This is a genomic window from Marinococcus sp. LNHM3E3-2.2, from assembly GCF_056034385.1.
In genome coordinates, this window is sequence record NZ_JBQLIC010000007.1 from 89,597 (window position 1) to 111,045 (window position 21,449).

The 21,449-nt window shown below is 47.3% G+C and carries 24 protein-coding genes; 4 read left to right on the forward strand and 20 right to left on the reverse strand.

The genetic code is table 11. The features are described 5' to 3' along the window. Window positions 1–16: 16 nt before the first annotated feature. From ytpR to ACTRXF_RS10835, 6 genes are all read right to left on the reverse strand, one after another. Window positions 17–655, reverse strand: coding sequence for a YtpR family tRNA-binding protein (ytpR, locus tag ACTRXF_RS10810; RefSeq protein ID WP_474262982.1), 639 nt, complete (start codon window positions 653–655; stop codon window positions 17–19). Window positions 656–718: 63 nt separating this feature from the next. After that, window positions 719–1,519: a DUF1444 family protein gene (locus tag ACTRXF_RS10815; protein WP_474262980.1), complete on the reverse strand. Its 801-nt coding sequence runs from the start codon at window positions 1,517–1,519 to the stop codon at window positions 719–721. Window positions 1,520–1,641: 122 nt separating this feature from the next. Beyond that, a complete protein-coding gene (locus ACTRXF_RS10820) occupies window positions 1,642–1,977 on the reverse strand; it encodes a thioredoxin family protein (protein ID WP_091616835.1) in 336 nt (111 codons plus the stop codon). 37 nt (window positions 1,978–2,014) lie between these two features. After that, window positions 2,015–3,025, reverse strand: coding sequence for a PTS sugar transporter subunit IIC (locus ACTRXF_RS10825; protein ID WP_474262978.1), 1,011 nt, complete (start codon window positions 3,023–3,025; stop codon window positions 2,015–2,017). A 197-nt stretch (window positions 3,026–3,222) separates the two neighbouring features. Continuing rightward, entirely contained in the window at window positions 3,223–3,597 is a 375-nt protein-coding gene (locus tag ACTRXF_RS10830) for a DUF84 family protein (RefSeq protein ID WP_474279103.1), read from the reverse strand. A 2-nt stretch (window positions 3,598–3,599) separates the two neighbouring features. Continuing rightward, window positions 3,600–4,673, reverse strand: a complete 1,074-nt coding sequence (locus ACTRXF_RS10835; RefSeq protein ID WP_474262974.1) for a M42 family metallopeptidase — start codon at window positions 4,671–4,673, stop codon at window positions 3,600–3,602. A 153-nt stretch (window positions 4,674–4,826) separates the two neighbouring features. Between ACTRXF_RS10835 and ACTRXF_RS10840 the strand changes: the two genes are divergently transcribed. After that, window positions 4,827–5,132: a PepSY domain-containing protein gene (locus ACTRXF_RS10840; RefSeq protein WP_298785361.1), complete on the forward strand. Its 306-nt coding sequence runs from the start codon at window positions 4,827–4,829 to the stop codon at window positions 5,130–5,132. A 101-nt stretch (window positions 5,133–5,233) separates the two neighbouring features. Here the strand turns inward: ACTRXF_RS10840 and ACTRXF_RS10845 are convergent, their stop codons facing one another. The 6 genes from ACTRXF_RS10845 to ACTRXF_RS10870 form a co-directional block, all read right to left on the reverse strand. Further along, on the reverse strand, window positions 5,234–7,246 hold the full coding sequence (locus ACTRXF_RS10845) for a PTS fructose transporter subunit IIABC (protein ID WP_474279105.1): 2,013 nt from the start codon (window positions 7,244–7,246) through the stop codon (window positions 5,234–5,236). A gap of 13 nt (window positions 7,247–7,259) precedes the next feature. After that, the gene (gene pfkB / locus ACTRXF_RS10850) at window positions 7,260–8,198 is read right to left on the reverse strand and encodes a 1-phosphofructokinase (RefSeq protein WP_474262970.1); all 939 of its coding nucleotides are present in this window, start codon (window positions 8,196–8,198) and stop codon (window positions 7,260–7,262) included. Continuing rightward, on the reverse strand, window positions 8,195–8,950 hold the full coding sequence (locus ACTRXF_RS10855) for a DeoR/GlpR family DNA-binding transcription regulator (RefSeq protein ID WP_474262968.1): 756 nt from the start codon (window positions 8,948–8,950) through the stop codon (window positions 8,195–8,197). The genes pfkB and ACTRXF_RS10855 overlap by 4 nt, the downstream gene beginning before the upstream one ends. Window positions 8,951–9,210: 260 nt before the next feature. Then, entirely contained in the window at window positions 9,211–10,068 is an 858-nt protein-coding gene (locus tag ACTRXF_RS10860; protein WP_474262966.1) for a YtnP family quorum-quenching lactonase, read from the reverse strand. Window positions 10,069–10,114: 46 nt separating this feature from the next. Beyond that, window positions 10,115–10,756 carry a tRNA (guanosine(46)-N7)-methyltransferase TrmB gene (trmB, locus tag ACTRXF_RS10865; RefSeq protein ID WP_474262964.1) on the reverse strand — a complete coding sequence of 214 codons (642 nt, stop codon included), beginning with the start codon at window positions 10,754–10,756 and terminating at the stop codon, window positions 10,115–10,117. An 85-nt stretch (window positions 10,757–10,841) separates the two neighbouring features. Next, window positions 10,842–11,678 (reverse strand): phosphotransferase, encoded by an 837-nt coding sequence (locus tag ACTRXF_RS10870; protein WP_474262962.1) that lies wholly within the window; start codon window positions 11,676–11,678, stop codon window positions 10,842–10,844. A 345-nt stretch (window positions 11,679–12,023) separates the two neighbouring features. Here ACTRXF_RS10870 and purU point away from each other — a divergent pair, with 345 nt between their 5' ends. Further along, on the forward strand, window positions 12,024–12,893 hold the full coding sequence (purU, locus tag ACTRXF_RS10875; protein WP_322526208.1) for a formyltetrahydrofolate deformylase: 870 nt from the start codon (window positions 12,024–12,026) through the stop codon (window positions 12,891–12,893). Window positions 12,894–12,900: 7 nt separating this feature from the next. Here the strand turns inward: purU and ACTRXF_RS10880 are convergent, their stop codons facing one another. The 4 genes from ACTRXF_RS10880 to thpR all read right to left on the reverse strand — a co-directional run bounded on the left by ACTRXF_RS10880 (window position 12,901) and on the right by thpR (window position 15,539). Next, complete coding sequence (locus ACTRXF_RS10880; protein WP_474262960.1) at window positions 12,901–13,824, reverse strand: hypothetical protein; 924 nt, start codon at window positions 13,822–13,824, stop codon at window positions 12,901–12,903. Window positions 13,825–13,929: 105 nt separating this feature from the next. After that, window positions 13,930–14,619 (reverse strand): LrgB family protein, encoded by a 690-nt coding sequence (locus ACTRXF_RS10885; protein ID WP_474262958.1) that lies wholly within the window; start codon window positions 14,617–14,619, stop codon window positions 13,930–13,932. After that, complete coding sequence (locus tag ACTRXF_RS10890) at window positions 14,612–14,980, reverse strand: CidA/LrgA family protein (RefSeq protein WP_474262956.1); 369 nt, start codon at window positions 14,978–14,980, stop codon at window positions 14,612–14,614. The genes ACTRXF_RS10885 and ACTRXF_RS10890 overlap by 8 nt, the downstream gene beginning before the upstream one ends. Window positions 14,981–14,996: 16 nt before the next feature. Continuing rightward, window positions 14,997–15,539 carry an RNA 2',3'-cyclic phosphodiesterase gene (gene thpR / locus ACTRXF_RS10895; RefSeq protein ID WP_474262954.1) on the reverse strand — a complete coding sequence of 181 codons (543 nt, stop codon included), beginning with the start codon at window positions 15,537–15,539 and terminating at the stop codon, window positions 14,997–14,999. Between the two features lie 103 nt (window positions 15,540–15,642). Here thpR and cysK point away from each other — a divergent pair, with 103 nt between their 5' ends. Continuing rightward, the gene (cysK, locus tag ACTRXF_RS10900) at window positions 15,643–16,578 is read left to right on the forward strand and encodes a cysteine synthase A (protein WP_474262952.1); all 936 of its coding nucleotides are present in this window, start codon (window positions 15,643–15,645) and stop codon (window positions 16,576–16,578) included. Window positions 16,579–17,006: 428 nt separating this feature from the next. Then, window positions 17,007–17,225 carry a DeoR family transcriptional regulator gene (locus ACTRXF_RS10905; protein WP_091616630.1) on the forward strand — a complete coding sequence of 73 codons (219 nt, stop codon included), beginning with the start codon at window positions 17,007–17,009 and terminating at the stop codon, window positions 17,223–17,225. Window positions 17,226–17,273: 48 nt separating this feature from the next. On the opposite strand, the gene ACTRXF_RS10910 is transcribed toward ACTRXF_RS10905, so the two are convergent. The 4 genes from ACTRXF_RS10910 to ftsW form a co-directional block, all read right to left on the reverse strand. Then, window positions 17,274–18,725 carry a xylulokinase gene (locus tag ACTRXF_RS10910; RefSeq protein WP_474262950.1) on the reverse strand — a complete coding sequence of 484 codons (1,452 nt, stop codon included), beginning with the start codon at window positions 18,723–18,725 and terminating at the stop codon, window positions 17,274–17,276. Beyond that, window positions 18,715–19,461: a pseudouridine synthase gene (locus ACTRXF_RS10915; protein ID WP_474262948.1), complete on the reverse strand. Its 747-nt coding sequence runs from the start codon at window positions 19,459–19,461 to the stop codon at window positions 18,715–18,717. The genes ACTRXF_RS10910 and ACTRXF_RS10915 overlap by 11 nt, the downstream gene beginning before the upstream one ends. Further along, entirely contained in the window at window positions 19,448–20,125 is a 678-nt protein-coding gene (locus ACTRXF_RS10920) for a hypothetical protein (RefSeq protein ID WP_474262946.1), read from the reverse strand. Before ACTRXF_RS10920 ends, ACTRXF_RS10915 begins: the two co-directional genes overlap by 14 nt. 106 nt (window positions 20,126–20,231) lie before the next feature. Beyond that, entirely contained in the window at window positions 20,232–21,383 is a 1,152-nt protein-coding gene (gene ftsW, locus ACTRXF_RS10925) for a putative lipid II flippase FtsW (protein ID WP_474262944.1), read from the reverse strand. Window positions 21,384–21,449: the final 66 nt, after the last annotated feature.

Here is a 21,449-nt window from a genome sequence, read left to right on the forward strand (position 1 = left end):
GTTTTTCATTCACTTACTACACGGAGGCCGAAACCGGGCGTTCGTGATACTGCTTATAAAAGTCCTGTCCTGTTTCATACGCATCACCGAGAACGAGGATACCTTTTTCTGTCTGCTTTTCCGGCAGGGCAAGCTCAGACACCGAGCAGATCATGCCAGTAGAAGTCACACCGCGCAGCTTCGATTTTTTTATTTTCATTCCTGACGGCATCACTGCCCCCGGTACTGCTACAGCCACCTTTTGACCTTTATCCACATTCGGGGCCCCGCAGACAATCTGAAGCGTGTCCTCTCCTGTATCCACCTGGCAGACGCTCAATTTATCTGCGTCCGGATGCTGTTTTTTCTCGTTTACATAGCCCACCACAAATTCGGACTGGGCCGGCACCTCAAGCGAAATATCTATATTGTTTTCCTTCAGGGCTTTATTAATGAGCTGGATATGACCTGCATCCGCTGCTATTCTGCCTGTTCCTTTAATTTCTCCGTAGGAGGAGGCATTAAAAATATGATAGCCTGCTGTTTCTTTCGTTGTAGCATGGGTGAGCACGGCCACATCTCCGTGTTTTACCGTTTCACGCTGCTTTGAGTTTATTGGTTTTAATGAGATGAGAAGTACATCCCCGATTCCTTTGGGATTATAAAAAATATTCATTCGTTGTGGCTCCTTTTCGCTAACTTAACTTTTATTGTATCACAGCTTGAACGCTCCCGCGAATCAGGTTTTAGGGCGTTTTTTAGCTAAAATAAAGATCGGTTCGAATTCTCCGTTTTCATACATAAACGGAAGAGCCGTAATCGGTACCCTGCCATCATTAAAAAAGCGGAAAGCCATCTGCCCGAGTACATCGTAGCCGTTATCGTTTGTGATATCTGCAATAATAAAGACGTCGTTATGGGGAACTGCTACTGCCATATCCCCCTGCACATCTTCAGCCACACTCTGCAGTAGAGCTTCGTTTAATATGCGGCTTGCGTCATAGCCGTCATTTGTATTAATAAAATAAAACGTGTTTCCTGCAACCGTATCTTTTTTCATCGGAACTTCCAGCTTTTTTAAATTGCTCTGGGCAGCCCGGCGGATACTTTCCGTTTCCATTTGTTCGGCTTCGAGCGTTTCCTTTTCGATCAATGAATACGCTTCTCCCATATCAAGGGCGTAAAAAATTCTTGTTTCCGCTGTATGGTCGTCCCATACGAGCTCCTTCCCGTCCTTCGTCTCGGTTGGAAAAGAAGTCGAACGTATTACTGGATAAATATATTGTTCCTGACCGGAAAGGGAAACATCACGTTCCATGGCACGAAATGAGGTATCGATATAATGCACAACCTCCTCCACGGCCTTTTCTCCTTCACGTTCATATTTTGCTGCCCATTTGCTTAAATCCAGATCAACTCCGGTTTTCAGCTGCTTGTGCTCGACCCGCAGGGAGCTTTGTTCATCATCATATTTAAACGTACGGGAATTGTCGTCTTTCAGTCGTTCCCGCAGTATGCGCTGTAGCTTTCGTACTTCCATTCTTAATCGCTCCTCTTGAACATTCTTAATTCCATCGTAACATGTGCAAAGGTGTACTCCCACATTCGTGCTTACTGTCAAAAAAAAAGACTGTCCCTTTTTAGGGACAGCCCTTTTCAACTTTATGAATCAGCGTTGACTTTTTCCAGTGATTCATTCAGAAAATGCTGTACTTCTTCCGGTGTCTTCCGCTGCTTGCTTACAAAGCGGTGCACTTCTTCCCCGTTATGAAAAGCAAGAAAACTCGGTATGCCCATCACTCCATAATCAATGCACACATCCATAAGCTCGTCACGGTCCGCTTTGTAGAACGTAAACTGATCATACTGCTGTTCGATTTCCGGCATCGCCGGGTCAATATACGTGCAATCCGGACACCAGCCGGCGGAGAACATAATCACTGTATTGCCATTATCAATAGCTTGATTGAAAGATTCCTGGGTAGTTAAATTTTCCATTGTTTTGCCTCCTTTAAATTAATGCATACAGAAAAGGTCATCCTTCCCGTATCTTCATATCCCCCATTCTAATCCAATTTCGTTTGCGCATCCACTCTGACAAACCGAGACTGATTAACGCGGGGGCAGCGATATGAAGCAGCAGGACTGCACCGAGCACTTCAAAAGAAAACCCCATCGTCTGGAAAGTCATAATCTGGCCTACCAGACCACTCGTGCCCATGCCTGCACCTGCTGCATTATTTTCCATCATAAAGACCATTGTGGAAAAAGGGGCAACGGCCATACCGGCAAGGGTCGGCGGAATCAAAATGAGCGGCCGCCTCACAACGTTTGGAACCTGAAGCATCGATGTACCAATGCCCAGCGCGGCAAGGCCGGAAAATTTATTCTCCCGAAAGCTGCTGGCTGCAAAACCAACCATTTGTGCTGCACACCCAACAGTAGCTGCTCCTGCTGCAATACCGTTCAAATCAAGAATAATGGCAATAGCGGCGCTTGAAATCGGCGCTGTCAGGGCAAGACCCATCAATCCGGCAACTAAAATGCCCATAATAAGCGGCTGTCGTTCCGTGGCCCATACGATCACATCTCCAAACCCTGTCATAAACGACTGAATACCGGGGCCGAGAAGCTGAGCTATTCCATAGCCGGCAATAATCGTCACAAGCGGCGTTACTATAATGTCCAGACGTGTTTCTTTAGATATCAGCTTACCCAGCTCCACGGAAACGAGAGCTGCGATAAAAGCTCCTGCCGGTCCCCCGAGCTCCGCTCCGGCTGCACCCGTAGCTACTGCGGAAAAAACAACCAGCGGCGGTGCCTGCAGGCCATATGCCACCGCTACACCGATCGCCGGCCCCATTAATGAAATCGCAAGCGTACCCATGTTTTCAAAAAAAGTAATACCGAGCTGCTGACCGATAGTCTGAATGATTAAACCAATAATTAAAGACGCAAACAAGCCAAGCGCCATGTAGCTCAAAGCTGTAACTCCATATGTCTTTACACTTAAATTTACACCCTTTTTCAAAAAAAATGAACGCATCCACTCTCTCCTTTTCTTTTATTCCATTGTACCCATATTTTAATTTAATGAAAAGGCGCTGTTTAAAACCGGCGCCCCGTTTGATATATCCACTGGCCATAAAGCAGAGAGACTATATGATGAAATAATGCAGTACGGTCCACCTGGCCGGCAGTTAAAATACCTACAGCACCTTCATTTTGATGGACATTTTCCAACTATGTATAGTGGTCCACTGCCGTTTTTAATTCCACTCCATTGTGAACCATAACAGCAATACGTTCCGGAAGCAGTACACGAGCCCCGCCCGCCGTCCATACAGCGGCTCCATCCGTGAGTGCTCCCCAGCTGCACAAATATATATCCTTTCCTTCGGGCTGAACGCCGCCTTCAAGACCTATACCGATATCAGCAGATTTTTGTGCGTGCCATGCCCGGTTTACAGCGCCTTCTCTTGTTTCCTGATCAGAAAATGGCTGGTCATTTACTCCTGAAACAGCAGACATGCCCGCCACAGAAAAGTCCGGACTCAATACCTGGCGGACAGCCGCCAACTTTACAGCATTTTCTGAACCCACCATTACTTTTCTCAACTTCAGACTCCTTTATGAATCATATCGAGTGCCTGTTGGTCCGTAGTTCGTACAAGCTTCGTCAGCAGTTCCTTTGCTGCAGCATAATCATCCACATGCAGCAGTGAAGCAGAAGTGTGAATATAGCGGGAGCATACACCGATAACGGCAGATGGAATACCTTCATTGGCCATATGCACACGGCCGGCGTCTGTCCCTCCCTGGGAAATAAAGTACTGGTAGGGAATACTGTTACTTTCTGCTGTGTCGAGAACAAAGTCCCTCATGCCGCGGTGAGTAATCATCGTCTGGTCAAATATGCGCAGCAGCGCACCTTTACCCAGCTGTCCGAAGGCATCCTTCCCACCTGTGGAGTCATTCGCCGGACTTGCATCCAGCGCGTAAAAAATATCCGGCTGAATCATTTGGGCAGCCGTCTGCCCTCCACGCAGTCCTACTTCCTCCTGCACTGTAGCACCTGCATACAGCGTGTTCGGAAGGTTTTCATCCTGGATTTCTTTCATCAGTTCGAGTACCAGTCCAACCCCGTACCGATTGTCCCAGGCCTTCGCCATAATTTTTTTCTCATCCGCCATTGGAGTGAATGGACACACCGGAGATATTGGCATTCCCGGGCGCACGCCCAGCTCTTCTGCATGCTCACGGCTGTCGGCCCCAATATCAATAAACATTTTATTTAACGGCATAGGCTTTTCACGCTGCTCCGGTTCAAGCAGGTGTGGAGGTGTGGAGCCGATCACCCCCGGCACGCTGCCTTCCTCTGTATAAATCTGCACACGCTGTGCCAGCAGAACCTGGCTCCACCAGCCGCCAAGCGTCTGAAACCGGATCATTCCGTTTTCGTCAATGGATTTGACCATAAAACCAACTTCATCCATGTGACCGGCTACCATAACCTTCGGTCCTTTCTGGTCGCTGCGCTTTACTCCAAACAAACTGCCGAGCCGGTCCTGCACGATTTCGTCACTTACCGGTTCAAGCTCTTTTTTCATATATGTACGAATCTTATGTTCAAATCCCGGGACCGCCGGTGTCTCTGTTAGATACTTAAACATGTCGAGTGTTTCCTGCTTCATAGAATACCCCTTTCGATTATCAAGCTTTGCCTAATTTTCATTTTATCGGACGAGTCACGTTTTTACCACTATTGAAAACGGGTATGTATTTGGATATACGCAATATTTGCGGTATACTGGTTAAATAAGAAATGGAAAGGCAGGGACATAATAATGAGTACAAAGAATATTCTTATTGGAGTAGGTCTTGGTGTTGCTTTGGGGATTTTGGTTAAGCAGTTCACAAAGAAAGATGAGATTTCTCCGGAAAAAGCGCTGAAGACAGTAAAAGAAAACGTGCAGGATCACCTCCCAGTTAACGGCTCCTGGATTCATATGACGCCGGAAACGTACAAAAAAGACGACCTGGAATACAAGGTTTACCGTGGCGGCCTTTCGAGCACCAATCAGGGTGAGACCCGTCAATTAGACTTTATTGTAGATGCTGAAACTGGCACTATTTTGGAACTAAGCTCTTAACTCAACATAGCCCCCGGCCCTTTTAAAGGGCCGGGGGCTTTTAATTTCCGCCTGAACAAAAAAGAGAGGCCGCATTGCTGGCGGCCTCTCTTTTATATTAGTTACGATGCTTCTTTTTTCTCTTTGGAGTCCTTGTAATCCTGCACTTCGTTTTTCGACTGCTCCAGCGGCTTCTTCAAAATAGCCAGCATAATCATCGTCACGAGCGATCCGATCAGAATAGCCAGGAAGTATAGGAAGACCCCACCACCCTGTACAGCGTTCAGGAAGAACACGAGGAAACCTCCGTGCGGCGCAAGCAGTTCTACGTTGAACAGCATCGCCAGACCGCCTGCTACTGCAGAACCGGTAATAATGGAAGGAATAACACGAAGCGGATCCGCTGCTGCAAATGGAATAGCACCTTCAGTAATGAAGAACGACCCAAGGGCATAGTTTGTATACCCAGCTGAACGCTGCTCTTTTGGAAAACGGTTCTTAAAGAACGTAACCGCAAGTGCGATACCAAGAGGCGGCACCATTCCGCCAGCCATTACAGCTGCGTGCGGGGCGTAAATCCCCTGTCCAATTAAGGCTACACCGACGGTAAAGGCCGCTTTGTTGAACGGTCCACCCATATCGATTGCCATCATGCCGCCAAGCAGAATACCAAGGAGCACCAGGTTGCTTGTACCAAGACCGGTGATCCAGTCCTGGAGAGCAGTGTTAAGAAATGCGATTGGCGTAATAAACACGTAGTACATCAGGAGACCGGTTATCAGGATATTAATAACTGGATAGAACAAAATCGTTTTAATACCATCGAGTACCTGTGGAAGCCCTGCCATTGCTTTTTTCACGCCGAGAGCGACATAGCCGCCGAGGAAACCGGCAATAATACCGCCAAGGAAACCAGCTGTTGCATCTTCAGACCCCGGAATACCCTGTGTGGCCATAAAGCCACCGACCATTGCCGGCATGAAACCAGGACGATCTGCGATGCTCATACCGATAAAGCCGGCAAGTACTGCTACGAACAATCCAAAGGCATACTGTCCGCCTATCGCGTTCAAGGCCTGGGCAAATCCATTAAACTGGTCACTTTCCGGATCTGCTGAGTTAATTCCCCAGAAGAATGAAATAGCGATAAGAATCCCGCCGCCGATAACAAATGGCAGCATGTTCGAAACCCCGTTCATCAAGTGGCGGTAAATAGCATTACCAACTGCTTTTGCTCCGCCACCGCCGCCGGCAGAAGCCGGTTCTTCATCCGACGAAGAGCTTCTTCCGGAGTCCCGGTATTTCGAAAATTCCCCATTTACGGCCTGGTTAATTAACTGTTCCGGTTTACGGATTCCGTCCGTAACTTTCGTGGATAAAAGCGGTTTGCCATCAAAGCGTTCCATTTCAATTTTCGTATCGGAAGCTACGATAATCGCTTCCGCATTTGCGATTTCTTCAGAGGTAAGACGGTTTTTAACCCCACCGGAACCGTTTGTTTCCACTTTAATGGAGACACCGAGCTCTTTTGCCTTGTCCTTAAGTGCGTCTGCTGCCATATACGTGTGAGCGATACCAGTCGGGCAGCCGGTCACTGCAAGAATTCTCGGCGTACTGTTGTCTCCGGCAGCCTGAGCTGAAGAAGCTTCTGATTCTTCTTCCTCATCGCTTCCAAGCTTGTCTCTTTCTTTTGCATCCACAGCCGCCATGATCTCGTCTTCAGATTCTGCATTCAGCAGATCCTGTCGGAAGTTTTCATCCATTAACAGCGTAGACAAACGGGACAGTGTAGTTAAATGTGCTTCGTTCGCCCCTTCTGTCGCTGCAATCATGAAAAACAGATGTGCCGGCTGGCCGTCCAGTGATTCGTAATCCGCGCCTGCCTGTGAACGTCCGAATGCGATGGCCGGCGTATCCACAGCACTTGTTTTTGCGTGAGGAATGGCGATGCCTTCACCAATGCCGGTAGAGCTCTCTGATTCTCTTTTTTCAATTGCTTCTTTAAAAGCATGCCGGTCATTTAAACGGCCGGCAGTGTCAAGCTTGTTTACCAGTTCATCAATCACTCCGGCTTTGTCTGTCGAAGAGAGAGACAAAAGCACGGTATCTCTTTTTAATAGATCAGTAATTTTCATTCTGCTCACCCCTTTAAGCTTGATTAGTTTCTTCGCTCTCCAGCGAACGAATCGTTATTTTTTGACTTAGTTCTTCTACTTCTTCTTTCGTACAGAATGTTTCAGAAAACGCTGTAGCACTTCCGGAGGCTACTGCTTTGTTAAGCACCTGATCCGGAATTAGACGTTCCGTGATTCCGGCAGCGAAGCCAGCCACCAGGGAGTCACCTGCCCCAACGGAGTTCACGGCTTTCTGTTTTGGCACGGAAGCATGGAGAGTCTGGGATTTATTAATATATACAGCCCCTTCTCCTGCCATCGATATAACCACATGCTCAATATCGAAATCCTCCAGAAGCTTTCGGCCATACACCGCAGCATCTTCCACGCTGTTTACTTCAACTTCGTACAATTCTGCCAGTTCAAGATGATTCGGCTTAACGAAATAAGGCCGGCCTTTCAACGCCTCGCCGAGCGCTTCTCCGCTCGTGTCCAAGTATACCCGGACTCCTTTGTTTTTCACCCGTTCCATCATATCCAGATAAATGGTGTGAGGAAGAGAAGAAGGAACGCTTCCCGCGAGTATTAATTCGTCTTCCTCCGTAAGCACATCCAGCTTCTGGTATAGCGCTTCCACATCCTCTTGTGTGACACCCGGGGAAGCGCCATTAATTTCTGACTCCTGACCGCCTCGGATTTTCACGTTAATTCTTGTGTCCTCTTCCACCTGTACAAAATCCGTTTGGATCTTTTCTTTTTCCAGGCTTTCTTCAATATACCGACCGGTAAAACCGCCTACAAAACCGAGCGCAGTGGACTGCTGTCCAAGTCTTTGCAGCACTCTTGAGACGTTAATACCTTTGCCGCCTGGATATTTCAAATCATTTTTCGAACGGTGGATGCTCCCTGGAATGAACTCTTCCAGCTCTATTACATAATCGATCGCCGGGTTCAGCGTTACTGTGTATATCATGTACTCACGACCTTCACATCTGTGTATTTCTTCAAGTTTGTCCGTTCATCGTCCCGCAGTCTGTCCGACGTAATAACTTCCGCTAAAGCGAGTTCACCAATGTTTGCAAACGTGATAGAACCAACCTTCGAATGATCCGCCAGCACATAGCTCCTTTCCGCAAGGTCGAGCGCTGTCCGCTTAACCACTGCTTCATCCGGATCCGGGGTTGTATACCCGTGAACGGGATGAACGCCGTTAATGCCGAGAAAGCAGGCATCAAAACAAAATTCCCTCAATGCCTCTATAGCTTTAATTCCTACCAGTGCCCCTGTTCCCTGCTTGCCTTTACCTCCGATGACATACGTTTCAATGCCTCTTTCAAGCAAAAGCGGTACATGGGGGATGCCATTGGTCACTACGACAAGATCCCGGTCCGCCAAATAAGGAATCATCTCCAGGGTCGTCGTTCCGGCGTCTAAAAAAAGGCATTCTCCAGGTTCAAGCAGGGATGCTGCAGCTTCTGCAATCTTTTTCTTTTCCCATTGGTTTACGCTGCTCTTTTCTGCGATAGTTGGTTCATTCCGGCGGCGCCTTGAGAGAGAAGCTCCTCCGTGGATACGTTTAATCTGCTCATCAGATTCCAGTTTGGATAAATCTCTTCGAACCGTTGCTTCTGAAGCACCTGTTAATTCCACCAGTTCATGAATGGAGGCAGTATCTTTAGTTTTTAAAATCTCGATGATTGTTTCCCTGCGCTCCGTGTGAAGCATCCTCTTCTCTCTCCCTTCCGGCTCCGCCGTATAAGCAACAGGCATCTGCGAAAGCTGTGATCGTTTTCTGCGTCTGCTTGTTTGATTAACTTCATTGTACACGCTTACTTAATCATAATCAATCAATTTTATTCAAAAACAATCAATTATTTTTGTTTTTTGATTGAAAATGACATTTTCACCCTTTGAAACCGTCACATATTTTCAAACGAAAAAAGCACGCCTCTTTTTTCAGAGACGTGCTTGAAGGTATACAAATGTTATCCGCTTCCATTCAGCTTTTCCCGGGTCACTGCTTCGATTACCTCTCCCGATGGATTAAACTTTAAAGCGCGGTACAGTTCATCGTGGTAGAACGTAAACCATGCCTGGCGCTGACAGCCCCAGTTCATGTAGTGCTCTTTCATGTACACGGAGTCCATCGGATAGTCATCATAAGCTGTCACCCAGAGAACATTCTGATGGGCATGCGTTGGCATATTGTCAGCCATGTGAATCAGCGTGCTGCTTTCATCCTCAATCAGGATAATGCTCATTCCGGCGCTGTGTCCGCCTGTATGAACCATCCTTATATTTTCGGTAAGCTGCAGCTCTGACTCAAACGTCTCCACCTGGTGGGCCACCGGCTTCCAGTTTTTTTCCCAATACGTGTTCTCTGAACGGATGTTTGGATTTTTCATTTCCTCCCATTCCGTTTCCGAGACATGAATGACCGCATTTCGAAATACCGGAACGCTCTGCCCCTGTTCTTCCCGGGCAAGCCCCGAGGCATGGTCAAAATGCATATGCGTCATCAGTACAGCGTCAATATCCGAGGCGTAAAGATTCATTCTTCTCAGACTCTGCTCGACATTTGATTCTTCCGTTACGCCGTAGTTCCGCTGCTGCTTTTTGCTGAGCCGGCCGTTGCCAAGGCCTGCGTCGACCAGTATGTTTCTGCCCTCTCCCTGAATAAGCAGCGGGTCGGTAGGCATCGGCACCTGATTGTTATCATTCACCGGGTACTTTTTGGACCAGAGGGGTTTTGGCACCACCCCGAACACGGCGCCCCCATCCATGTTGGTTACTCCGCCTTCAAGCCATGTAATTGTATAATTACCTATGGTTAACTGATTCATGACAGCAGTGCCTCCTTTTCATAAAAGAAAGCGCCTATCGAACACATTACGGTCTCACCGCTTCTGTAAAGTAAATAGGCTCTCCCTTCGCGTAAAACTTCTCTTCATATTCTGTCATCACGTTTCCTTCGGCTTCTTCACTTTCATGGAGGTTAAGACGCACTTTCCTCAGGGCAAAACCAAAGGTGGAAAGAGAAGAAAGGGAGTATTCAAACAGCCCCTGATTGTCAGTTTTCATCTGGACTGTGCCCCCAGGCACCAGGATCTGCTTATACAGCTCCAGAAAATCAGGGTGAGTCAGCCGCCGTTTTTCATGGCGTTTTTTCGGCCAGGGGTCGGTAAAGTTAATATAAATAGCTGCCACCGAGGAAGGCTCAAAGTAATCCATTACATGGCGAACATCCCCGTGAATGAACGCAAGATTCGCCGGCTGCTTGAATAAAGCACGCTGCACCCCTGTTGCAAGAACACTTTCATACATTTCCATCCCGATAAAATTAATGTCCGGATGCTTGATACTGTTGTCGCTTAAGTATTTCCCTTTGCCCGTACCTACTTCTAAATGAATAGGCTGCTCGTTTTCAAATCTTTTTTGCCAGTCTTTATTCACCTGTTCCGCTGTTGTGACCACCAGTTCCGGGTGTTCCTGTAAAAACTCGTGAGCCCACGGCTTATGACGGAGTCTCATCGTACTTTTCCCTCTTTCTTCATATAATAACTATATATTTAACATATAAAATCCGCTGAAAACGCAGTGACGTTCCAGCGGATTTTTATATTTGCAATGAGTCCCGGTCCAACACAGCTTCAAGCTGTTCTTTATAAAACTCTGCTTCTTTTATCCGGTTCGTAAGTATTGCCTGCTGGGCGTGGTCAAGCAGGTGGCTGATAATCTGCCAGCGCATCCGTCTTTGTAAATGGGGGGTTAAAGGAAGACCGTATCCCTGAAGCCAGTCGTCCCATTCCTCTTTTGGAATGTATTCATACAGGATAAGGGCCAGGTCGAGCGCCGGGTCGCTGACGGTGGCATTGTCCCAGTCCACTAAATACAAATCTCCGTTGGCATCAAACATCCAATTATTATGGTTCATATCACCGTGACAGACCACGAGACGGGGAGGCTGGACTTCACCCGATGTCCCTGCAAGTTCTTCGAGAGCCGCTGCCATTGAAGTTGTAATATACGGAAGCTGCTCCTGCTGCTCTCTTAATACAGCGATTGTCGCTTCCGGCGTGCGGGCATGGTTTCCTATTCTCTTAAACATATCCAGCAGTTCGCTCGACGAATGAATTTTGGATAGCAGCTGAGCCACACGTGTATTATCCATATCGCCGCCTGTTAATTCGCGGCCGTCAACCCAGCGCTGGGCGGTAATTACGTCACCGTTAGCCTGGCGCTTTGTCCAAAGCAGTTTAGGCACTATTCCTTCTGCCGAAAGCACAGCAAGAAATGGAGAAGAATTTCTTTTCAGAAATAACACTTGTTCCCCGGCACGCGCGAGGTACGCTTCTCCTGAAGAGCCACCGGCTGGTTCAATCGTCCATCCGTCTCCCATCAGCAGTTCCAATACTTTCACCTTCGATCTATCATAGTGGTCTGAATATTTCATAGCCGATCCTTTTTAACAATATTTTATTCCCATGCTTGTCTTATTTTATTTAATTGTATGTATAAAATACCCTCTATGAAATGATCTCCTCTACTTCTCGTGCGGGTAAAAGTGTTTCTGTTTACGTTTTTAATTTTACAGCGAATCGTTCTTAATAATAGCAAACATTGAATTTATAAGTCAATCGACCAAAATACTTGTGACCGACCTCTCAGATGCTCTTCTTCCGAATATCTTCTATTTAATCCCGCTTCGTAACTTCCCCTTTTTTTCCATCATTCAGAGTGGTATAGTAATTCCGTTCATTATTACATGACAACTGCTTATCTGAAGGAGGACGTTACTATGTCAGACCGCTCATTCGGTAATGGCCGGCTGCTGATTACCTGCCCGGACCAGCCGGGGATTGTAGCCGCTATATCTGATTTCCTGCACCAGCATGGTGCTAATATTATTCATTCTGCCCAGCATACAAATGATCCGGAGGGCGGACGTTTTTTTATGAGAATCGTCTTCTCCATTTCTCCGTATCCGGACAAATTTTACCAGGTAAAAGAAGAGTTTCTTCCTATCGCTGAACATTTTGGCATGGAATGGTCTTTAGAGCGCGAAGACCGCAAAAAAAGTGTTGCGATTTTCATCTCAAAAGAAGACCACTGTTTAACAGAATTATTGTGGAGATGGCGTTCCGGAGAACTTCCTATTCATATCAGCTGCGTTATCAGTAACCATACGACGCTGAAAAATGTGGTCGAAAGCTATGAAATTCCTTTTTATCACATACCCATAGAGAAAAACGCTAAGCCGGAAGCAGAAAATAAAATACTGCGTACACTTGAGCAGTATCCGATTGATTTCCTTGTCCTGGCCCGTTACATGCAAATACTGTCGCCGGATTTTGTCGCTCACTACCCGGCAAAAATAATTAATATCCATCACTCATTTCTTCCCGCCTTTATCGGAGCGAATCCTTACAGGCAGGCTTTCGAGCGTGGCGTAAAGCTAATAGGGGCTACTGCCCATTACGTGACCAACGACCTGGATGAAGGGCCGATTATTGAACAGGACGTACTTCGGGTTAATCACCAGTACAATGCCAACGATTTAAAAATTACCGGGCGCAATGCTGAAAAAATTGCGCTGGCAAGGGCCGTTACCTGGCATGCAGAAGACCGCGTTATAGTCGATGACAATAAAACGATTGTTTTTCGATAGTCCCTTCTTATTCGTCATACTCGCCCGGGGAGTAGATTTCGCTCCGGAGTACAGAAACGGTCGCAGTCTGCTCCATCAGCGCATCAGCAGAAAACAGCTGCCGGTTTTTCACCGGAGATGGATTGGTGATGCGCTTTTCCATCCATCGTTTGTACTCACGTTTGTCTGCTGTATGAGCATATAAAATTTCACGATTATCAATGATCGAAGCGGGAGAAACAACCGTCGCCTGAGCGGGGAAGGTGGTCCCCGCTTGTTTTAATACGGCTTCCACTACATTCATTGTTCTTTTCAAGGCAAGCACCGGGCTGACAAAGGTATGCTGGTTCTGGTTCACATACTCCTTCCAGAATCTGCTGTCTGCCGGCTCGAATACACTATACATTGTGCCTTCTAAAATGTGTATAACGTCTATTCCGACAGGACCGATGATTGTAATAGCGCCCTCCATGGTGGTCTGCTTTGTATGGAATACTGGATAATACATAACAAAATACGTATCGGGGAGCTCCCGGAGCAGGGTGCGCAGGCGATAGTCATATTTCAATTTCGGATCCATCATCGAAATTTCGGAAATGGTGGAGGAAGCCCATTCCAATTGGATCAAAAACCAGTTATCGTAAAAAATATCCTTCAGTTCCTCGAGCGTTTTTCCTTTAAAAAACAAATAGGCATCCTTTTCGTTTATTTCCACCTCTTCTTCATTTTCATGCTTCCACCACTTTAAGCGGTTCACTGCTTTTCCCATTCGGTTGTTTTTCTCCAGCGGCTCCTCCTCCGGTGCCTTTGGGGCCGATTTGTTTGCGATCATCCAATCTGTTTTCATTCGCTTCCAGTATGCCTGCTTCGCTGATAAAAATTCCGCATTTTGATGTAGAAAATGATGTTCATAACGCGAAGCGTAATCTTTCATTTTTATTAATTGAGCCATTCAACTCTCCCTTCTCCCCGTCGCAGCATTTTTACGGCATTTGCGCAAAAAACTGCGGAACTCCGCTTTTAATATAATATCGTCATCGTCTGAGTATTATTCACGTTAAAGGAATAAATTACCTGCCAATGGAGCCAAAAAGGCAACAATAACAGCGCTGACTGTCATGGCTACCGAACTGACAGCTCCTTCTGTTTCACTGTTTTCAAGCGACTTGGCTGTTCCTATTGCATGAGCGGCACTGCCCATACCTATTCCTTTAGCGACCGGGTCCGTCACGCCAATCACCTCCATCACCCTCGCGTGAACAACTACCCCGCCAATGCCCGCTACCATAACAAACATTGCCGCTAAAGGCGCATCGCCACCGAGTGTCGTTGTGATATCCATTGCTACCGGTGTCGTGACCGACTTAGGCAGTACCGCTGCCACCCATTCTTTTGACGCGCCAGCTGCCGCTGTAAACACAAGCCCGGAAATAATACCTATAACTGCTCCTGTCCCGATGCCGCTGAGAATTGGGAGCAGATACCTTTTTAACAGGTGCCTTTGTTGATAAAGCGGACAGGCAAGCGCCACTACTGCCGGCCCAAGCAGTGATTCTATCCACTGGCCTCCGTTCATGTAGACACTGTACGGAATTCTAGAAACCAATAAGAACAATATGATAACAATAGTACCGGTAACGATTGGAAGCATCAGTGGAACAGGAAACCACCGGTACGTCCTTTTAGAAGCAGCGTACACTGCTATCGTTCCCGCAATGGCCGCTGCTGCTGTCCACCATTCACTCACGAGACCTCTCTCCTTTTTTCAATAAATACTGTGTCACCCACGAGCCTGTTCCCATCACAAGAAGCGTACTGATAAACACAGCGGCTACCAGTCCGGCTCCAAGCAGCGAAAACAGCTCTCCATGCACCACCAGCCCGGCAGTCACAGGCAAAAAAAGCAGGGGCATATTCCCAAGCAGCAGTCCGGACCCATCCTGAAGCCACTTTGGAGTAGCTGCCGTAAAAACAAAAACCGCAAGCAGCAGCAGCATGCCAATAATACTTCCGGGGATCGGAAGCTGCAGCACATCCTGGACCCAGGTGCCCATCCAGTAAAATACATATAAAACTACTATGTGAATTACAATTCTAACTAAACGCATATGGTCCCCTCTTTTACTAAGTCAATTCCGCCCAATGTACTGTTTCATATTTTACACTCCGTCCTGGATGAATGCGATAAAGGTGAAGGTGAGCAGCCTCGAAAAATATAGTTTCCGGAAGCGGCACCGCCGGCCATGCGAATTCGAGTTCTTTAATCCGCTTTTTGGCCAGGGTCATATGAGGACGATACGGACGCTGCCCGGTCTTCATTCCCATACCATTCAATTGAGTTTTCCATTCTTTATATAAAGAAAACAGGCCCTCTTCTGCCTCTACCCTTGTATATAAAACGTTCTCCCGCCCTTTTGGACCGAAGGAATCCACGCCATTGAGACTGAGTCCGGGCTGGCACGGTAATTTCACTTCATTCATCTTTTTTTCAATGGTGCCCACCTCTTCCGGGGAAAGCTGTCCAAAAAAGTGGAGCGTAATGTGAAAATCCTGGGGATGTACCCACTGCTTAAAAGGCAGATCGTTTTTTACCTGGGAACTCCAATTTCCCCATACGGATCTCGCCTTCTCTGGAACCGGCAGGCCAAGAAAATAATGATTATCCATTGATTTCTCTCCCTTCCTTGCATCAAAGCTGTTATGAACGAATAAGCGCTGTAAATGTGTTAGAATATACGAATGAATGATAGGAAAAGGATGTGTAACAATCATGCGTGTAGCAAATAATATGTCAGAACTAGTCGGCGATACGCCTTTAGTTAAATTAAACCGTCTTCCGGATACCGGGGGAGCAGACGTATACTTGAAGCTTGAATTTCAAAACCCGAGCGGAAGCGTGAAGGACCGGGCCGCAAAAAATATGCTGAAGCAGGCCGAAGAAGAAGGAAAAATCAACGAAAATACTACTATTATAGAACCGACTTCAGGAAATACCGGTATTGGCCTTGCTATGAACGCCGCTGCGCGGGGCTACCGGGCAATACTGGTTATGCCGGACACGATGTCCCAGGAAAGAATTAACCTGTTGAAGGCTTACGGGGCAGAAGTAGAACTCACGCCGGGTGATAAGAAAATGCCCGGGGCCATTGCCCGTGCTCATGAGCTTGTAGAGACAATTGCTGACAGCTTCATGCCTATGCAGTTTGAAAACGAAGCCAACTCGGATGCCCACCGGGAAAGTACAGCACTTGAAATTGAAGAAGCGATGAAAGAAATCGGCAAACCGCTGGCTGGCTTCGTTGCCGCATCCGGTACGGGAGGCACTGTAACAGGAACCGGGGAAAAATTAAAAGAGCTGTACCCCGACGTTCAAATTCACGTAGTGGAACCATTTGGCTCTCCGGTTCTTTCCGGCGGAAAGCCCGGGCCCCATAAGCTTGTCGGCACCAGTCCAGGGTTTATACCGCCAATTTTGAATCAGGATATATATGACCACATTTACAAAATTACCGATGAAGATGCCTATAAAACTACAAGAGCTCTCGCCGGCCAGGAAGGTATTTTGGTCGGCCCCTCTTCAGGTGCTGCCTGCTTTGCTGCCATGGAAACAGCCAAACAGATGTCACCGGATCAGGTTGTCGTTGCCATTGCCTGCGATACCGGCGAACGGTATTTATCCACTGACCTTTTCCGATTCGATGACTAAAATATCTTTACTCAAGGCGCCTTTACACAAAAAGGTGTCTTTTTTTACATAATTTTTACATTTGTCTTTCTGTGAAATAAAGCAGGCGGTTTTCTCGATCGTTCTGCTTTTTGAAGATCAATAGCGTACAATCCTGCATATTATTCGTCATTTCATTTGCTTTTTATTTTCATTCGCAGATGAATGGAGCAGTTTTTTGACAAAAATTTTGCGATATATAAATAAATAGTATAAACTATTAATTACAGGGACGCTTACAAAATATTTTGAATACTCTCATCCTACCCGCTGCTGAGTTTCTTTTCAGAAGGTTTTACAGAGCAGCTGACGCAGAAACAGTCGAAGCCATCAAATATAATTCCTACTTACGTGCGCAGTCCCGGGCATGTCTTCAAGTGCCATAAATTCATTGGCTAAGGAGTGGTTTTTTGAGAACGTCCACCGACCGAATGATAACCCGTATTAAGTCTATCTATCTCTATATTAAAAAGAGAGGAACGGTGACCACCGGGGAATTGGTTGACGAATTCGGAATTACACAGCGCACTATTCAGCGTGACCTGAACGTGCTCGAATACAATGAATTGGTCAGCAGCCCTTCCAGAGGGGCCTGGACGACGACTGCCCGAAAAGTAAAAGCTTCCTGAAATGATTATATCTGTGCCTGGCGCCGGAATTAAATTTCCGGCGCTTTTTCACGTATCAAAAAGCCCCCGCATTCTTCCGGCTGCTTCGGTGAAAAGACGTTCCTTCTGCTCTAATTCTTCTTTTTTCGATACGTCAGGGGCGACAATAATTTCTTCTTCATCTATACTCTGCACAGCTCTCGCTGCCTTCTCCCACGAGCATGTATGAATCGCTCTAACGCCGCATGCAGCCGCTCCAAATGAAGCAAGACGCTCCTGTTCAGAACTCACCTGCACCCTGCACTGAAAAACATCTGCCACTGTCTGGCGAAAAGCTCTGCTTTTAGTGCCGCCGCCAACAAGAAAGAGTGTCGAGGAAGTAAGCCCGGCCTGAACAAAGGTCTGCTTTAAAGAAAAAGCCAGACCTTCAAGCACCGCCCTGGCCATGTGTGTCTGCGTTACCTGACCGTCGATGCCGATAAATGCGCCCCTGGCTTTCTCATCAATTACCGGATTTCTTTCACCATTTAAATACGGGATAAACAAGAGCCGACCGGGCACAGAAACCGGTTCGGCCATCAGCTTTTCAAAGGCTTCGAAGTTGCCTCCGCACCACGTATGCACCGCCCATTGATGAACATTTCCCATGTTAAGCAGAGGCATGATTTTAATAAACCGGCCATGCTGAGGCGCAGCCAGATAAAATACACTGCCTTCTTCTGATACGGCCGGCGTATCGGCAGGTACCGCCGTCCAGCCTGTTGTTCCTGCGTACGCGTAGCCCTGGTCATTACCCGCATGAGCACTAGCAGCAAGAGTCACCGCGCCTCCGTCCCCGAGGCCGCAGTAAACAGGGGTTCCAGCTGGTATGCCCGTCTGACTGGCAGCTTCCTTTAATACATAGCCTGCTGTTTCTTCGGGCTCCAGAAGAAGGGGAAGCTGGCTTCGGGAAATTCCGCTCCCTTCCCACAGCTTTTCTTCCCAAGCTCTTGTATGTATGTTCATCATTCCTGTCACAGTGCCGTTTACCGGATCGCAGACTGATGATCCCGTTAAATGGTAAATTAAATAATCCTTAGAACCAAAGAGTACCTGGTCCCACCGCTCTGGGGCTTCGTCCGCCAGCCACTTCATTAGAGGAGTGGTCGCTTTCCAGTCGTTTCCTGTAAACGCCGTCACAACGTCCGGAGGCAAATGCCTCTTTGTCAGTCCCCTGCTCCCTCTGGTATCAGAATAAAGAACCGCCGTTTCTGCTCTTCCATCTTTAAAAGGGATAAAGTCCTCCATCTGTCCCGTGCACACGACTCCATCAACGTCCAGGTTAATCCCCTTACTCTTCAGAGTACTGCATGCTTTTCTAAAGCTCTGCCACCAATCTGAGGGCTTCTGTTCGTAATTCCCTCCGTCGGTATATGTTTGGACAGGCTCTGATGCACTGCCTTCCACCTGGCCTCCGCAGTCCAGGACCATTACTTTTAAAGACGTCGTTCCCAGATCTGCACTCAGCAGTCTACAGCTCATCACTGCCCGCTCCCTCTGATTTTTCGCCGACGCTGTCCCGAAGCAGCTGAATTTCATCATCATTTAACTCCCGATACTCTCCCGGCAGTAGATCCTCGTCGAGTGACAGCTGTCCGAATGATTCTCTTTTTAAATAAACGACTTCATTGCCTACCGCCTCAAACATCCGTTTCACCTGGTGAAATTTCCCTTCGGTTACTTCCACATACACTTCCCGGTGGGTATCGGGCACTCTTCGCAGAACGGCAGGCTTACAAACATAGCCGTCATCAAGCTTTACACCCTTTTTGAAATGTTCAATATTCTTTTCTTCTATCGGCTGCTCGAGTACCGCCCGGTATATTTTTACCACCCCATGCTTCGGTGACGTAAGAAAATGGTTAAGCTTGCCGTCATTAGTCAGCAGAAGCAATCCTTCGGTGTCAATATCAAGTCTGCCCACTGGAAAAGGTTCTCTTACCGCGTCTTCCTGTTCCAAAATATCCAGAACCGTATCATGAACGCTGTCTTCTGTGGCGCTGATAACCCCTGCAGGCTTATGCATTAGAAAATAAACAAATTCGGTGTAGTGAATGTCCTCACCGAATACGCTGACCCGCTGCTCTTCAGGATCCACCTGAACCGCCCCGTTGTTCACCGGCGCCCCGTCGACAAAAACGCCCCCTTTTTTCAGCATTTTTTTTACTTCCTTGCGGGTGCCATAGCCTAGCTCCGCCAGTAATTTATCCATTCTCATGCCGATCACCTCTTTCCATCTGTTCGAGAATTCCTACAGCAAATCCTCCGTGCGAGCCGTTCATGTGAGCTTCAATAACTCCGGCCGGAATCTGACGGAGAACAGCCTTTTGGACTGTTTGTGATACATTCTGCTCCTGCAGCCGTTTTTCAAGATTCACTATCATCCGCAGCGTCTCTTCCACCGCTGCCTTATTTGCCGTTTCCACCTCCTGCTCGCTTCCCTCTATGACTGTGAATGCATCCCCGAGCCAGCTTTGGAGATATTTTCGGTCACTGCTTCTGGAGCTGTTAACGACAAAGACATTTTCTTCACTGCCGGCTGTGGCTCTTTCAGCGTGCCCTGCGAATTTGGCTGCGGCCTTACGTACATGGGCAGGCACTTCCACCTGCTCTGTGTAAAGCGACGTTGCCGGGATATATATAACAGTTCCCTCAGCCAGATACGGGCCGTGCCAGTAGATAAAATCTTTAATTCCATCCGGGGGCAGTGCTAAAAATATATAGGGATAACGGGGAAGCTCCAGCTCATCCACCCGTGAAATCTGCTTTGTTGTTTCTCTCATCCAGGCCTTTTCCCCGCCCCGGTACATCACAGAGACAGATAAAGGCTCACTTTTCACTGCTACAAGCTTCGCCAGTCTCCCGGCTCCCACTACTAACATTTTTGTTCCTCCAATACATTTCGATGAGTTTCCTTTAACACCTCAAAGCAGGTGCCCGTCCTCCAGTCTGAAAAAGAGACGTTGCTGTTAACAACGTCTCTTTACATTATGCGGAAGTTGGTTTATTGATCCCCTGATTCTGTACCCGGGCAAGCCGGTTGTTATTTCTGGAGATGTTTGCCAAAAGCCCAAGCATCGCCAGCGTTATCAACAAAGAGGAGCCTCCGTAGCTCAGAAGTGGAAATGGAAGGCCGGTAATCGGCATCATGCCCGCTACGGCTCCAGCATTAATAACAGCCTGGCTGAGAAGCTGAAAAACAATACCAAAAGCGAGAAGAGTGCCAAATTGTCCTTTAGCATTAAGCCCGATTTTTATGCCCCGCCAGGCGATAACACCCAACAGACCTACTACAAGCAGAACCCCGAAAATCCCGAGCTCTTCGGCAATGATAGGAATAATAAAGTCTGTGTGCGCCTCGGGAAGATAATTCATTTTTTGCACACTCTCTCCCAGTCCCACACCGAACAGCCCGCCATGGGCAATCGCAATGTAGCCCTGAATCAGCTGATAACTCCCTCCGCCTACAGCATCTGCATTCGCAAATGGGTCCATAAAGGATACCAGCCGGGCCAGGCGGTACGGTTCTGTCAGCGCAATATAAGCAAATAAAGCTGCAGCCACTCCTCCGAGCATAAACATATGCCGAAACTTTGCTCCTGATAAAAAGACAATTACAATTGTTGTCATCATCAGGGCCGCGGCTGTCCCGACGTCAGGCTGCATCACAATAAATCCAAGCAGCACAGCGACAACGACAAGCGGAGGCATGACCCCTTTCATAAACGAGTCAATATACTTTTGTTTTTGGGAATAAACCTGAGCCAGATAAATAATCAAACTCAATTTTACAAATTCCGCGGGCTGAATGTTTATCGGGCCAAAGCCGATCCAGCTTTTCGCCCCATTTACTTCATTACCTATTACAAGTACGAGCATAAGTAAAAAAATGGATAATCCTATCAATAAAGGCGTTGTTTTTTTCCACTTTTCATAAGGCACATGCATCATGAAAGCAAACACACCTACTCCTATAATAAAAAACATTATCTGCCGCTTAAGAAAAAAGGCCGCATCATCATAAGCCCTCATTCCGAGCGGAAAGCTTGCGCTGTACACCATAATGATGCCAAACAGTGTTAAGAGCGCGACCGCACCGATCAAGAGCCAGTCGTAATCTTTATATCTCCACGTTTTCATGTTTCACCTCTAATGCCGCGCTGTTTTTGGGCGGCTTGATGCGTTTGTCTCATTTCCATAAAGTGT